Source organism: Pseudomonas sp. I8001, from assembly GCF_013385345.1.
Lineage (GTDB): Bacteria > Pseudomonadota > Gammaproteobacteria > Pseudomonadales > Pseudomonadaceae > Aquipseudomonas.
Genome location: NZ_JACAQC010000050.1, coordinates 17588 through 30317 on the forward strand (window position 1 = coordinate 17588; position 12730 = coordinate 30317).

The 12730-nt window shown below is 60.8% G+C and carries 12 protein-coding genes; 5 read left to right on the forward strand and 7 right to left on the reverse strand.

Annotated features, from left to right (window positions below):
- Window positions 1–92: 92 nt before the first annotated feature.
- Genes HX839_RS26975 through gnd form a run of 3 tightly spaced genes read right to left on the reverse strand, consistent with a single transcriptional unit; the run spans window position 93 to window position 3441 of the window.
- Window positions 93–917, reverse strand: coding sequence for an HAD family hydrolase (locus HX839_RS26975; protein ID WP_177067978.1), 825 nt, complete (start codon window positions 915–917; stop codon window positions 93–95).
- The gene (zwf, locus tag HX839_RS26980; protein WP_177021143.1) at window positions 914–2437 is read right to left on the reverse strand and encodes a glucose-6-phosphate dehydrogenase; all 1524 of its coding nucleotides are present in this window, start codon (window positions 2435–2437) and stop codon (window positions 914–916) included. Before zwf ends, HX839_RS26975 begins: the two co-directional genes overlap by 4 nt.
- Window positions 2434–3441: a phosphogluconate dehydrogenase (NAD(+)-dependent, decarboxylating) gene (gene gnd, locus HX839_RS26985; RefSeq protein ID WP_256579633.1), complete on the reverse strand. Its 1008-nt coding sequence runs from the start codon at window positions 3439–3441 to the stop codon at window positions 2434–2436. The genes zwf and gnd overlap by 4 nt, the downstream gene beginning before the upstream one ends.
- A 244-nt stretch (window positions 3442–3685) precedes the next feature.
- On the opposite strand from gnd, the gene HX839_RS26990 reads away from it, so the two are divergent.
- The 4 genes from HX839_RS26990 to HX839_RS27005 all read left to right on the forward strand — a co-directional run bounded on the left by HX839_RS26990 (window position 3686) and on the right by HX839_RS27005 (window position 8527).
- Window positions 3686–3862 (forward strand): DUF6026 family protein, encoded by a 177-nt coding sequence (locus HX839_RS26990; RefSeq protein WP_158660300.1) that lies wholly within the window; start codon window positions 3686–3688, stop codon window positions 3860–3862.
- Between the two features lie 154 nt (window positions 3863–4016).
- Entirely contained in the window at window positions 4017–5756 is a 1740-nt protein-coding gene (locus tag HX839_RS26995) for a phosphoethanolamine transferase CptA (protein WP_008432015.1), read from the forward strand.
- A 155-nt stretch (window positions 5757–5911) separates the two neighbouring features.
- Window positions 5912–8161 (forward strand): TonB-dependent siderophore receptor, encoded by a 2250-nt coding sequence (locus HX839_RS27000; RefSeq protein ID WP_177067979.1) that lies wholly within the window; start codon window positions 5912–5914, stop codon window positions 8159–8161.
- A gap of 150 nt (window positions 8162–8311) precedes the next feature.
- Window positions 8312–8527: a hypothetical protein gene (locus HX839_RS27005; RefSeq protein ID WP_087694368.1), complete on the forward strand. Its 216-nt coding sequence runs from the start codon at window positions 8312–8314 to the stop codon at window positions 8525–8527.
- A 98-nt stretch (window positions 8528–8625) separates the two neighbouring features.
- Here HX839_RS27005 and HX839_RS27010 read toward each other — a convergent pair whose 3' ends face one another.
- The 4 genes from HX839_RS27010 to HX839_RS27025 all read right to left on the reverse strand — a co-directional run bounded on the left by HX839_RS27010 (window position 8626) and on the right by HX839_RS27025 (window position 11475).
- On the reverse strand, window positions 8626–9117 hold the full coding sequence (locus HX839_RS27010) for a GNAT family N-acetyltransferase (protein WP_008432012.1): 492 nt from the start codon (window positions 9115–9117) through the stop codon (window positions 8626–8628).
- Between the two features lie 91 nt (window positions 9118–9208).
- Window positions 9209–10342, reverse strand: coding sequence for a cell division protein ZapE (zapE, locus tag HX839_RS27015; protein WP_177067980.1), 1134 nt, complete (start codon window positions 10340–10342; stop codon window positions 9209–9211).
- A 22-nt stretch (window positions 10343–10364) separates the two neighbouring features.
- A complete protein-coding gene (locus HX839_RS27020; protein WP_177067981.1) occupies window positions 10365–10706 on the reverse strand; it encodes a nuclear transport factor 2 family protein in 342 nt (113 codons plus the stop codon).
- 52 nt (window positions 10707–10758) lie between these two features.
- Window positions 10759–11475, reverse strand: coding sequence for a YafY family protein (locus tag HX839_RS27025; RefSeq protein WP_032898885.1), 717 nt, complete (start codon window positions 11473–11475; stop codon window positions 10759–10761).
- A 182-nt stretch (window positions 11476–11657) separates the two neighbouring features.
- Here HX839_RS27025 and HX839_RS27030 point away from each other — a divergent pair, with 182 nt between their 5' ends.
- On the forward strand, window positions 11658–12713 hold the full coding sequence (locus HX839_RS27030; protein ID WP_177023400.1) for an aldo/keto reductase: 1056 nt from the start codon (window positions 11658–11660) through the stop codon (window positions 12711–12713).
- The last annotated feature ends 17 nt before the right edge of the window (window positions 12714–12730 follow it).

A 12730-nucleotide genomic window follows, 5' to 3' on the forward strand; every position in this document is an offset into this window, starting at 1 on the left:
CGCAATATATTGACCCGCACTAACTCAAGTGGACAGTCAGCCATGCAAGTTGCAACTTTGCATAGCTGACTACTTATTAGTGTGGTTACCGATCAATAGGCCGAGAGAATAAACCGCTCGATGGCTTCCGCCGCACCGTCATCGACATTGCTGCCGGTCACGACGCTGGCTTGGCGCTTGACCACCTCTTCTGCCTGGCCCATGGCAATCGACAACCCCGCCACATGAAACATCGCCGGGTCATTGCCGCCATCACCGATGGCTGCGGTCTGTTGCAGTGGCACACCGAGGTGCGCCGCAAGGGTTCTCAATGCTTCACCCTTGTTGGCCTTCATGGCGGTGACATCCAGGAACACCGGCTGCGAACGCGACACCTGGGCCAATCCCTCGACCCTGGGCTGCAACTGCGCCTCAAGCTCCATCAGCAGCTGGGTATTGGTACTGGCCGCAACAATCTTGTCGACCCGATCCAGATACGGCTCGAAGCTCTCCACCACAATCGCCCCATAGCCCAGGCCGTGCTCCTCGCGAACCGCCATCGGTCCGCCGGGATTGCGACGCAGCCAGTCGCCGTCGGCAAACAGCCAGACTTCAACGTCCGGCTGCGCCGTAAACAAGGCCAACGCCACCAGCGCCGCTTCTGCCGGCAAGTGATGCGCCACCAGAATACTGCCGTCGGGATTGACCAGCGTGCCTCCGTTGAAGCCGGCAATCGGCACATCGATGCCCAGCGCTTCGACCTGCTGACGCATGGCCTTGGGCGGTCGCCCGCTGGCCAGGCTGAAAAACACCCCGGCCGCGCGCAAGGCGCGAACCGTATCAATGGTGCGCTGGCTGAGGCTGTGATCCGGATGCAGCAACGTGCCATCCATATCACTCAACACAAAACGGATGGGTTGACTCGGCAAGTCACTCATCCGAGGCTGTGCCAGGTACGGCCATCGCGGGCCAGCAACGCATCAGCCGCCGCCGGGCCGTCCTCACCCGCCTTGTAGGCCTGGATGCCGTCGTCCTGCTTCCACGCATCGAGAAAAGGCTGCACCGCACGCCAGCCGTTCTCGATGTTGTCGGCGCGCTGGAACAAGGTCTGGTCGCCGGTCATGCAGTCGTAGATCAGGGTTTCGTAACCTGTCGACGGCTGCATCTCGAAGAAGTCCTTGTAGGCAAACCCCAGTTCCACGTTGGCCATGTCCAGGGTCGGCCCGGGCTTTTTCGCCAGCAGGTCGAACCACATGCCTTCATTCGGCTGGATCTGGATCTTCAGGTACGTCGGCTTGAGTTCATCGACCTCGGTATCACGGAACTGCGCGTAAGGCGCCGGCTTGAAGCAGATGATGATCTCGGTGTCGCGGATGCTCATGCGCTTGCCGGTGCGCAGGTAAAACGGCACCCCCACCCAACGCCAGTTGTCGATCAACACCTTGAGGGCAACGAAGGTCTCGGTGCTGCTGTCTGGCGCAACATTGGCCTCTTCGCGGTAACCCGGCAACTGCTTGCCGCCGACTTCACCCGAGGTGTACTGGCCACGCACCGAGTTGGCCCGTGCGTCTTCCAGCGACCAGGGCCGGATGGCCCCGATCACCTTGGCCTTCTCGCCCCGCACTGCGTCGGCGCCAAAGGCAGCCGGCGGTTCCATGGCGACCATCGCCAGCAACTGGAACAGGTGATTGGGCACCATGTCCCGCAGGGTGCCGGTGTGTTCGAAGAAGCTGCCACGGGTTTCCACGCCGACGGTTTCGGCGGCGGTGATTTGTACGTGGTCAATGTAGTGGTTGTTCCAGAACGCCTCGAACAGCACATTGGAAAAACGGCTGATGAGGATGTTCTGGACGGTTTCCTTGCCCAGGTAATGGTCGATGCGGTAGATCTGCTTTTCGCTCATCACCTTGAGCAGGCAGGCGTTCAGCGCTTCGGCGGTGGCGAGGTCGGAGCCGAACGGCTTTTCGATCACCACCCGGCGGAACGCCTCCGGGGTTTCTTCCAGCAAGCCGGCCGCGCCGAGGCGCTGCACCACTTCGGCGAAGAAACGCGGCGCGGTGGCGAGGTAAAACACCGCGTTGCCAGTACCGCTGTCGGCAATCTTCTTGCCGATATCGGCGTAGGTGCCGTCGTCGAGGAAATCACCCTCGACGTAGCTGATGCCTTTGGCCAACTGTCCCCACAATGCAGGGTCCAGGGCGTTCTCGGCATTGCCCTTGACCTTGCTGGCGGCCTCGGTGCGAATGAAGTCCTCGAGCTTCTTGGCGAAATCGGCGTCGCTGATGGCGTTGTGATCAACGCCGACAATGCGCAAGCCATCGCCCAGCAGCCCGTCGCGGCTGAGGTTGTACAGCGCCGGCATCAGCAGGCGCTTGACCAGGTCACCGTGGGCACCAAACAGAAACAGTGTGGTGGGCGGAGCGGGTTCGGCCTTGGGTTTCTTGCCGTTGGCGGTCATTTTTTGGGAGTCTCCACATGGCCGCCAAAGCCGAAGCGCATGGCAGAAAGCATTTTGTCACCGTAGGTACTTTGCTGGCGGGAGCGGAAGCGCGCGAACAGCGAGTTCGACAGCACCGGAACCGGTACCGATTGTTCCATGGCGGCCTCGATGGTCCAACGGCCTTCGCCACTGTCGGCGACCGAGCCGGAATACCCGTCGAGCTTCGGATCGGTGGCCAGGGCGTCGGCGGTCAGGTCCAGCAGCCAGGACGACACCACGCTGCCGCGGCGCCAGACTTCGGCGATATCGGCAACATTCAGGTCGAAGCGCTGGTCTTGCGGCAGGTTCTCCGAATTCTTGGTCTTGAGGATGTCGAAACCTTCGGCGAAGGCCTGCATCATCCCGTACTCGATGCCGTTGTGGATCATCTTGACGAAGTGCCCGGAACCGGCAGGCCCCGCGTGGATATAGCCGCGCTCGGCACGGCTGTCGGCTGCAGCAGAACGGTCCTTGGTGCGCGGAATGGTCCCCAGGCCCGGCGCCAGGCTTTCGAAAATCGGGTCCAGCAGCTTAACGGTCTCGGCGTCGCCGCCGATCATCATGCAGTAGCCGCGCTCCAGGCCCCAGACGCCGCCGGAGGTGCCGACGTCGACGTAGTGCAGGCCTTTTTCCGACAGGGCCTTGGCCCGACGGATGTCATCCTTATAGAAGGTGTTGCCGCCGTCGATGATCACATCACCGTCTTCAAGCAGTTGGCTCAGTTCTTCAATGGTGTTCTCGGTCGGGTCGCCTGCCGGCAGCATCACCCAGATCGCCCGGGGCTTTTGCAGCCCGGCCACCAGGCCTGCCAGGTCAGCAACGCCCGTGGCGCCCTCGCCTGCCAGACCTTTTACGAATGCTTCATTGCGGTCGTAAACCACGGTGGTATGCCCATTGAGCATCAGGCGCCGCGCAATGTTGCCACCCATGCGGCCTAGTCCAATAATCCCCAGTTGCATGTGCTGATGCTCCTTACTACGAATAAATGTGTGTCACAGTTTATAGCGCAATGAGGCTAATGAGGGTTAGTCCAGAGCGGATTGGCATAGTTTCATGACAAAAAGTGGCCATCCTTTCGCCTTCAGTGGGCTAAAAGTCACAACGACCATCAAAAATAAAAAAGTTCCCTTCGTTAAAAAAAGAATTCAGAATTGCCCCGACTGTTGCCGAGAGCCTCGATTCAAGCGCTCTGGCACCGCGATAGACCGGCTATTTGCGAGGTAAGCAATGAGCACTGCACACATGACCCGTCCGCCACAGACCCTCTACGTCACCATTCGCCGCGATGAATTGCGCCAGTTGAAAAACGAGCGCGACCAACTGCAGCAGGAAGTCATGCGTCTGCGCTCGCACTTGCAGGGCCAGCTCAATCAGCCGTCCGGCACCCAGCCCGTACTTTGCTGAACGTGGGCTGAACGAACCGTTCAGGAATAACTCACGAAGTTTTCACATCCCCCTCCCGATACTCCCGCCGAATAGGGCCGCGCTACGTGCGCAGGCCCTCTGTTTGCGTGCATCCCTGCGCGTTGACACTGAAATTATCGGGTTGGAGCGCTGGATGGCGATGTTCAAACGCAGCACTACGTCTGCGAAAGGTTTTGATTGGGCCGGCCTCGGCTGGATGTTTCTGTTCTTCTGGTATTTCTCGGGCATTACCCAACTGCTGATCCAACTGACCGGCACCTCCGGCTTCAGTGGTTTCCGCCAGGCATTCTTCATGAGCGCCCTGTGGCTGGCGCCGATGCTGTTGTTCCCGCGTCGCGCGCGCCTGGTGGCGGGGTTGATTGGCGTGGTGCTGTGGGCCTGTTCCATGGCCAGCCTGGGTTATTTCTTCATCTACCAGCAGGAATTCTCTCAAAGCGTCATCTTCATCATGTTCGAGTCGAACATCTCTGAAGCCGGCGAATACGCCACCCAATACTTTGCCTGGTGGATCGTGCTGGCGTTCATTGCCCACACCGCCATGGCCGTTTTCCTGTGGACCCGCGTACGCCCGGTTTACCTGCCACGTGGCCAGGCCATGCTGGCGGCTGCCGCAATCGTGATTGCCATCGTCGGCTACCCGCTGGTCAAGCAGATCGCCAAGAGCGAGACCATGGAACTGGCCATCGACCGCTTCGAAACCCGCATCGAACCGGCCGTGCCGTGGCAGATGATCGTCGCCTACCGCCGCTACACCGAACAACTGGATAACATGCAAGGCATGCTGACCAGCGCCAGCAAGATCCCGCCCCTGACCAACCTCAAGGACAGCATGGCCGGCCAGCCGTCGACGCTGGTGCTGGTGATCGGCGAGTCCACCAACCGCCAGCGCATGAGCCTGTATGGCTACCCGCGCAACACCACGCCGGAACTGGACAAGCTGCGGGACCAACTGGCGGTGTTCGACAACGTCATTACCCCGCGCCCGTACACCATCGAGGCGCTGCAACAGGTGCTGACCTTCGCCGACGAAGAAAACCCGGACCTGTACCTCAAGACCCCGTCCATCGTCAGCGTGATGAAGCAGGCCGGCTACAAGACCTTCTGGATCACCAACCAGCAGACCATGACCAAGCGCAACACCATGCTCACGACCTTCTCCGAACAGGCCGACGAGCAGGTGTACCTGAACAACAATCGCAACCAGAATGCGCGCCAGTATGACGGCGACGTGCTGGAGCCGTTTGCCAAGGCCATGTCCGACACTGCCGAACGCAAATTCATCGTGGTGCACCTGCTGGGTACCCACATGAGCTACCAGTACCGCTACCCGCCGACCTTCGACAAGTTCACCGACCGCCAGGGCGTGCCTGAGGGGGTCAGCGACGCACAGTTGCCGACCTACAACAGCTACGACAATGCGGTGCTGTACAACGATTTCGTGGTGTCGAGCCTGATCAAGGACTACGCCAAGACCGATCCGAACGGTTTCCTGCTGTACCTTTCCGACCACGGCGAAGACGTGTTCGATTCGGCCGGCCACAACACCCTGGGCCGTAACGAAGGCAAACCGACGGCGCCGATGTACACCATTCCGTTCATGGCCTACGCATCACCCAAGTGGCGTGAAAGCCATGACTGGAGTTTTGCCGGTGACTTGCAGCGCCCTTACACCAGCTCGCAGCTGATCCATACCTGGGCCGACATGGCCGGGTTGAGCTTCGACGAACTGGACCACAGCAAGAGCCTGGTCAGTGACAGCTTCAAGCCTCGGCCACGGATGATTGGCGACCCGTATGCACGCCAGCAAAAACCGCTGATTGATTTCAGCCTGATCAAGCCCAAGCCAGACGCCGCCAACGTGGTCGTCAAGTAGCTTGAATCGCCCGGGTTTCATCCGCGCAATGCGGTGAAACCCGATTTAGCTGTAACGTAAAGATAATAATTATTCTCGTTTAGCGCTAAAGTTCCCCGTCTCCTTTCGTCTTTGAGCCAATGGCATTTTTCATAGACGACAAGGAGTTCGCCGCGATGTTCGCGCCTATTACCCGTTCCATGACCTTGACCCTGGGCCTCTTCAGCGTGGTGCTGAGCCCGGACCTGCTGGCCGAAAACGACCCCGACCAGGAATCCCAAGCGCCGGCCAAAGCCCTGGAACTGGGCAGCACCAGCATCACCGCCGAAGGCCTTGGCGCCAACACCGAACACACCGGTGCCTACACCGCAGGCTCAATGGGCACCGCCACCCGGCTGAACCTGTCCATCAAGGAAACCCCGCAGTCGGTCTCGGTGATCACCCGCCAGCAGATGGACGACTTCAACCTCAACACCCTGACCGAAGTGATGCGCCAGACCACCGGCGTGGTGGTGCAGCACCTGGACTCCGACCGGGTCGGCTATTCATCGCGCGGCTACGGCATCACCAACTTCCAGATTGACGGCATGCTCAACACCTTCGGCCGCATGAAGTCCGATGCCGACACCATCATCTACGACCGGGTCGAAGTGGTCCGCGGCGCCACCGGCCTGACCACCGGCGCCGGCGACCCCTCGGCCACGGTCAACATGGTGCGCAAACGCCCGACCGCACAGTGGCAGGCCAAGACAGGCGTCAGTGGCGGCTCCCACGACAATTACTACAGCTACCTGGACGTTGGCGGCCCCCTGGCATTTGACGGGCGCCTGCGCGGCCGCACGGTGCTCGCCTACCGTGACACCCAGTCCTACCGCGACAACTACGCGCTGCAACGGGAAGTCGGCTACGGCATCCTCGAAGGCGACCTGACCGACGACACGGTGCTGGCGGTGGGCTTCGATTACCAGAACAAGCATGTGCAGGGCACCGCGTGGGGCACCTTGCCCTACTGGAACAGCGACGGCAGCAAAGCCAGGCTGCCCCGCTCCGCCAACATCGCGGCCCACTGGAGTTCCTGGCCGCTGAAAGATGAAACCACCTTCGCTACCCTCGACCACCGCCTGGCGGGTGACTGGCACCTGAAGGCCGCCTATACCCACCGTGAAAGCGACACCGACGGCAAGGTCTATTACGGCGGCTCAGGCTTCCCGAATGCCGACCGCAGCGGCATGACCGCCTGGACCAGCCACATGCTCGGCACCTCGAAAATGGACGTGGTCGACTTGAACCTGTCCGGGTCCTATGCCCTGCTGGGTCGTGAGCACGAATTGATGGTGGGTTACGGCGAGTCCGAGCAGCGTGATGCTTCGCCACACCTGCGCAGCGGCGAGGTGCCGAAGGACTACACCAGCATCGACGATTGGAAACACATGGGCGGGATCGGCAAATTCCCCGACACCAACACCGGCCTCAAGGGCGAACAAGGCAGCACCCGCCAAAAGGCCGGCTACCTGGCCACCCGCCTGAGCCTGACCGATCGCCTGCATGCGGTATTGGGCAGCCGCTACGGCAGCTGGGAGATCGAGAGCACCACCTACAACTACAACAGGGACACTGACCAGTTCCTCGGTACGTCAAAATCCAGCCAGACCCACAACGACATGTGGACACCCTACGCCGGCCTGCTCTACGACCTGACCCCGGAGTACACCGTCTACGCCAGCTACACCGACATCTTCAACCCGCAGGAAGAACGCAACGCCGGCAAGCAATACCTGGAGCCGGTGGTAGGCAGCAACTATGAAGTGGGTATCAAGGGCAGCCTGCTGGAAGAGCGCCTGAACCTGGCGGCCGCGTACTTCTGGAGCAAACAGGACAACGTCGCGGAACTGGACAGTTTGACCCCACCGGATCCGGAGACCGGTGAGCAGTTCTTCACATCCGGCGGCAAAGGCAACAAGGTTCAGGGTTTCGAGGTAGAGGTGTCCGGAGAGGTGCGCCCCGACTGGAACCTGACCGCCGGATACACCTACACCCACTCCCTGAACGGTGACAAGCAGCGCAATAACACCCACCTGCCGCTGAACCTGCTGCGCGTGTCCACGGCCTACCGCCTGCCCGGCGAATGGCACGCGCTGACGGTCGGCGGCGCGGTGAATTGGCAAAGTGACTTCTACGACTTCGCCTATCGCCCGGTTGGCCGGGACACCAATGGAGCCCTGATCAGGGAGCGCACCCGGATCACCCAGCAGGCCTATACCGTGGTCAATCTGATGTCGCGCTATGAGTTCGATGACCACTTGTCGGCGTCACTTAATATCAACAACCTATTTGATAAAAAATATTACGAGCGCGTCGGCTTCTATAACGGCGTGTATTGGGGAGACCCGCGTTCTATCAGCGTTGCACTGGACTGGAAGCTCTGAATTCATCGCTGCTAAAGATTGGAAGTTAACGAAATCGTTAACTTTCGGTCAGCGCGAGGTTAACCCTTACTTAATATCATTGGCCCACAGTCTCCCCATCCCGCCGCTGATGACAACGCGCGGACCCAACACACTTACTGAGACACTGCCATGAAATTTTCGACTGTTATCCTTGCCGGCCTGATGACCATGACTTCCGTAGCCGCCTTTGCAGAAGGCGGCTCAGAGCGTTCGAAGGAGTTCTACAACAACTTCACCTTCGTTCAGCAACAGACTCACGGTGCTGCCCAGCAAACCGCGATGGCTGACGGCAAGACCGAAAAGCCGGCAACGGCCGACCAAACTACCAACACACCGAACAGCTGATTTACCCGCAATACCTGTGCTATTCCGCTCTGATAGCCAAGGTCAATTTGGCGCCACTTGCTGGCGCCTTTTTTTGCCTTTAATTAAATAAACATTAATTAAAGCGGCTTGCTCCAGAACAACATCCGGCCATGTTGCGGATCAAATACCGAATCATCAAACCCAAACTTTCGATACGCCGACTGCGCCACGGCGTTGCCTTCAAGCACCTCGAGGGTGATCTTGCAGCAACCGCGCTGGCGAGCAATTTCCTCGACCTTTTGCAGCATCTTCTGACTCAGCCCCAGGCCACGGAATTGATCCATCACCACCACGTCGTGCACGTTGACCAGCGGGCGGCAGGCAAAGGTGGAAAACCCTTCAAAGCAGTTCACCAGGCCGGCCGGCGTACCGCCGACAAAGGCCAGCACACTGAACGCGTGGGCACGCTTGGCCAGCTCTGCCGGCAGTTGCTGCAAGCGGTCGGCCGGCAGGCTGTGGCCACCGCCCATCGGGTCTTCGGCGTAATGATTGAGCACCAGGCCAATGGCCTCGGCGTGTACCGGATTGGTGTAGCTGGCTTGCAGCACCAGGATGTCTGCGCTGTCCATTTCCTTCCTCGTTAACGGTGCGACAGGGACTCGGTCCCCATAAAAGGGCTCGATTGTAAGCGCGGTGCAGGCATTAGATGAAGGAGATTAACTACATTTGCCCGCGTGAAAGCGCGCCAGGCTCGCCAAACCGTGCCAGTTGCATCTCCTGCAGGCGGCTCAGGGTGCGGCGGAATGGAAACTCCAGGTAACCCTCGGTGTAGAGACTTTCCAGCGGCACCCGGGCCTCGATGTACAGCGGCACCTTGCGGTCGTAGCACTCGTCCACCAGCGCGATGAAACGCCGGACGCTGTCGTCATGCACCGACAGTTCCGGCAGTTCCCGGTCCCCGGCGTCCACCCGTTCGGCAGCGTCTTCGGTGCCACGGGCGATTCGTCCCGGGCGCTTTTGCGCGCTGAGGTTGGGCACCTCGCCGAGCAAAATGGCCTTGAACCGATCACACAGCAGCATGAAATCCATCGCCGCCAACGGCCGCTCACACAGGTCGGCGTAGCGACACCACAGCACGGTTTCACTGGACTGCACTGCCACGATGGAGCGGTAGCCGACCGCAACCGGGGCGCTGCTCACTGCCTGCCCGGCGCTCAACTGGCGAAACACCTCGGCCAACGCGTCGGGCTGGTCGACCCAGTAACGCTGCAGTGCGGTGCCCGGGTGCAGCCGATGATCTTCCCCGCCATCGACTGCCACCACCCGCATATGCTGTTTGATCGCCTCGATTCCCGGCAGGAAACGATCCCGGTTGAAACCGTCGGCGTACAGCTGGTCCGGTGGCTGGTTGGACGTGCAGACCATCACCACGCCTTCCTCGAACATCACCTGGAACAGCCGGCCGAGGATGATGGCGTCACCAATGTCGTTGACGAACAACTCATCGAAACACAGCACCCGCACTTCCCGGCTCAGTTCGCGGGCCAGGGCCTGCAAGGGATCGTGGGTGCCCGTGAGCTGGAATGAACGCTGGTGCACCCAGCCCATGAAGTGATGAAAATGCTGGCGCCGCGCTGGCACTCGCAGGCTTTGGTAGAACTGGTCCATCAGCCAGGTCTTGCCCCGGCCGACCGGGCCCCACAGGTACACCCCGGTGATGGGCCCATGGCCGTGGTGCAAGGCCTGATGGCAGTCCTGCAGGGCTTGCACCGCTTCACGCTGGGCGTCGTCGGGGACAAAACCCTGTTCGGTGATGGCGTGCTGGTAGGCGGCGAGTGGCGAGTCGAAAGTCATGCCCGGCAGTATGCCATGACGGCTACAGGGAAATATCCAAACGGGCAATCTTGCCGTGTTCATTGAGGCGGAAGGTATAGCGCAGCTCCAGCGGGCTGCCGGGAAAGCTGCCGGTGATCAGGTTGCTGACCAGCACCTTGCCCGTGCGGTGCTGCACATTCAGCACCTGGACCCTGGGCTGGTAACGACGCCCGGTGTCTTCCATCCAGCGGGCGATGGCGGCGGTACCGACCCGGTGCTCGCCTTCGTCGAACACGTTGGCATCTTCGGCGAAACAGTCGACCACCAGCGAGGTGTCGCCGGCATTCGCCGCGGCAATGTAGGTTGCAATCGCCGGGGCCAGTTCAGGGATGGGTTGGGACATGGTGACAGCTCCTTTTTAGTGATTTATGGAGCCATGCTAAAGCAGCGTTGTGTCAGTTCTTGTCAGGAGTGAACGGCCCGGATTCGTTCTGTTCCATCAGCTTGCGCCAGCCCCGCAGCCAGTCGCTGCGGCGCCCCGGATACCGTTCACCTTGCAGGCGCGCGGCGGCCACTCGGTCGGTGCGGAAGGTGCGATAGGCCCCACGCAATTCACACCACGCGACGATCACCCGCACTTCGTTGAGAAAACCCAGGGCCAGGGGCCAGATCAGGCGCTGGCTGGCGGTCTGGCTGGCATCGGCGTAGTCGATGTGCAGCTTGGCCTGGCCGCGAATGGCCTCGCGGAACACATTCAACGGCACGCGGTTTTCCGGGTAGCCGAAGCCTGGCGGGCCCGGCAGCACCGTCGGATTGCGTAAGGCTTCCTGGGCAGCCGGGTCAAGCACGTCGGCGATCTTTGCAAGCGCATTGGCCGCCGCCTGGCTCAGTACGTCATCACCGCGCTGGTCGACATACCGCAAGCCCAGCACGATGGCTTCGGTCTCGTCGGCATTGAGCATCAGCGGCGGCAGGAACAGGCCCGCACGCAGCACATAGCCCACGCCCGCCTCGCCGTAGATCGGTGCGCCCAACGCGGTCAGTTCGGCGATATCGCGGTACAGCGTGCGCTCGGAAATCTCCAGTTCTGCCGCCAGCACGGCGGCCGTCACCGGGCGTTTCTTGCCCCGCAGGACTTGCAACAAGGTCAACAGACGACTGGTACGCGACACGTTGATCACGCTCGAAAAAGAAAGGTGGCGCAGCTTAGCAGAGGTCTCCGTCAGAAAGTGTCAGGAGCAGGCACCCTTCCCTTCAGCCGCCAAAAAAGCCCCTTGACGAAATATATGACTCACATCATATTTAATAGATGTTGTAGAACATTTAAACCAACCACAGCGTCAGGAGTTTCGGTATGCGCAATAAAGTCTTTGGCCGTCGCAGCGGCCTGCGGGTTTCAGAGCTGGCCCTGGGTACCGCCAATTTCGGCACAGGCTGGGGCCACGGCGCCGAGCGCGAAGAGTCCAAGCGAATCTACGACGGCTATCTGGAGGCCGGCGGAAACTTCCTCGATACCGCCAACGGCTACCAGTTCGGCCAATCGGAAGTACTGCTCGGCGAGTTCATTGCCTCGGAACGCGACCGCCTGGTGATCGCCAGCAAATACACCCTGCGCACCCAGCCTCAAGACGAAGGCACCCTCAAGCTTGGCAACAACCGCAAGAACATGGTGCGCGCCGTCGAAGAAAGCCTGAAACGCTTGAACACCGACCACATCGACCTGTTCTGGGCGCATATCAGCGACAACGTCACGCCGATGGAAGAGATCCTGCGGGGGTTTGATGACCTGGTGCGTGCCGGCAAGATCCACTACGCCGGGCTGTCCAACTTCCCCGCCTGGCGCATTGCCCGCGCCGACCTGCTCGCTGAAGTGCGCGGCTTTGCACCCCTGGTAGCGATCCAGACCGAATACAGCCTGGCCGAACGCACCGCTGACCGGGAGCTGCTGCCCATGGCCGAAGCCCTCGGCCTGGCCGCGACTTTATGGTCACCGCTGGGGGGTGGTTTTCTGACCGGGAAGTACCGCAACAGCCAGGACGATACCCGCGCCAGCAAGCTGGGGATTTTGGTCCACGCTGAAAAAAGCGCACGGGAAACGGCAGTGCTCGACACCCTGCTGGCGGTTGCCGGTGAACTGGACGCCACGCCGACTCACATCGCCATCGCCTGGCTACGGGAAAAGGCCCGTCGTTCTACCACCGCGCTGATTCCGATCCTGGGGCCGCGTACCCGCGAACAACTGGACGGCACCCTGGGTGCGTTGAGTGTGCAACTCTCGGCTGAGCAAGTGGACCGTCTGGATGCTGCCAGCGCGATACCGCTGGGCGTGCCCCACGAGATGATCGCGGAGCGCTTCCCACGTTATACGGACGATGATGCACAAGACCTGCGCTGGCCGCCGGTTATCTAAGACCCGTTGTGGCGAGG

Excerpts from the sequence above, each read along its gene's own strand:
- HX839_RS26975 (WP_177067978.1), bottom strand. The coding sequence starts at position 917 with ATGAGTGACTTGCCGAGTCAACCCATCCGTTTTGTGTTGAGTGATATG.
- zwf (WP_177021143.1), bottom strand. The coding sequence starts at position 2,437 with ATGACCGCCAACGGCAAGAAACCCAAGGCCGAACCCGCTCCGCCCACC.
- HX839_RS26990 (WP_158660300.1), top strand. The coding sequence starts at position 3,686 with ATGAGCACTGCACACATGACCCGTCCGCCACAGACCCTCTACGTCACC.
- HX839_RS26995 (WP_008432015.1), top strand. The coding sequence starts at position 4,017 with ATGGCGATGTTCAAACGCAGCACTACGTCTGCGAAAGGTTTTGATTGG.
- HX839_RS27000 (WP_177067979.1), top strand. The coding sequence starts at position 5,912 with ATGTTCGCGCCTATTACCCGTTCCATGACCTTGACCCTGGGCCTCTTC.
- HX839_RS27005 (WP_087694368.1), top strand. The coding sequence starts at position 8,312 with ATGAAATTTTCGACTGTTATCCTTGCCGGCCTGATGACCATGACTTCC.
- HX839_RS27010 (WP_008432012.1), bottom strand. The coding sequence starts at position 9,117 with ATGGACAGCGCAGACATCCTGGTGCTGCAAGCCAGCTACACCAATCCG.
- zapE (WP_177067980.1), bottom strand. The coding sequence starts at position 10,342 with ATGACTTTCGACTCGCCACTCGCCGCCTACCAGCACGCCATCACCGAA.
- HX839_RS27020 (WP_177067981.1), bottom strand. The coding sequence starts at position 10,706 with ATGTCCCAACCCATCCCTGAACTGGCCCCGGCGATTGCAACCTACATT.
- HX839_RS27030 (WP_177023400.1), top strand. The coding sequence starts at position 11,658 with ATGCGCAATAAAGTCTTTGGCCGTCGCAGCGGCCTGCGGGTTTCAGAG.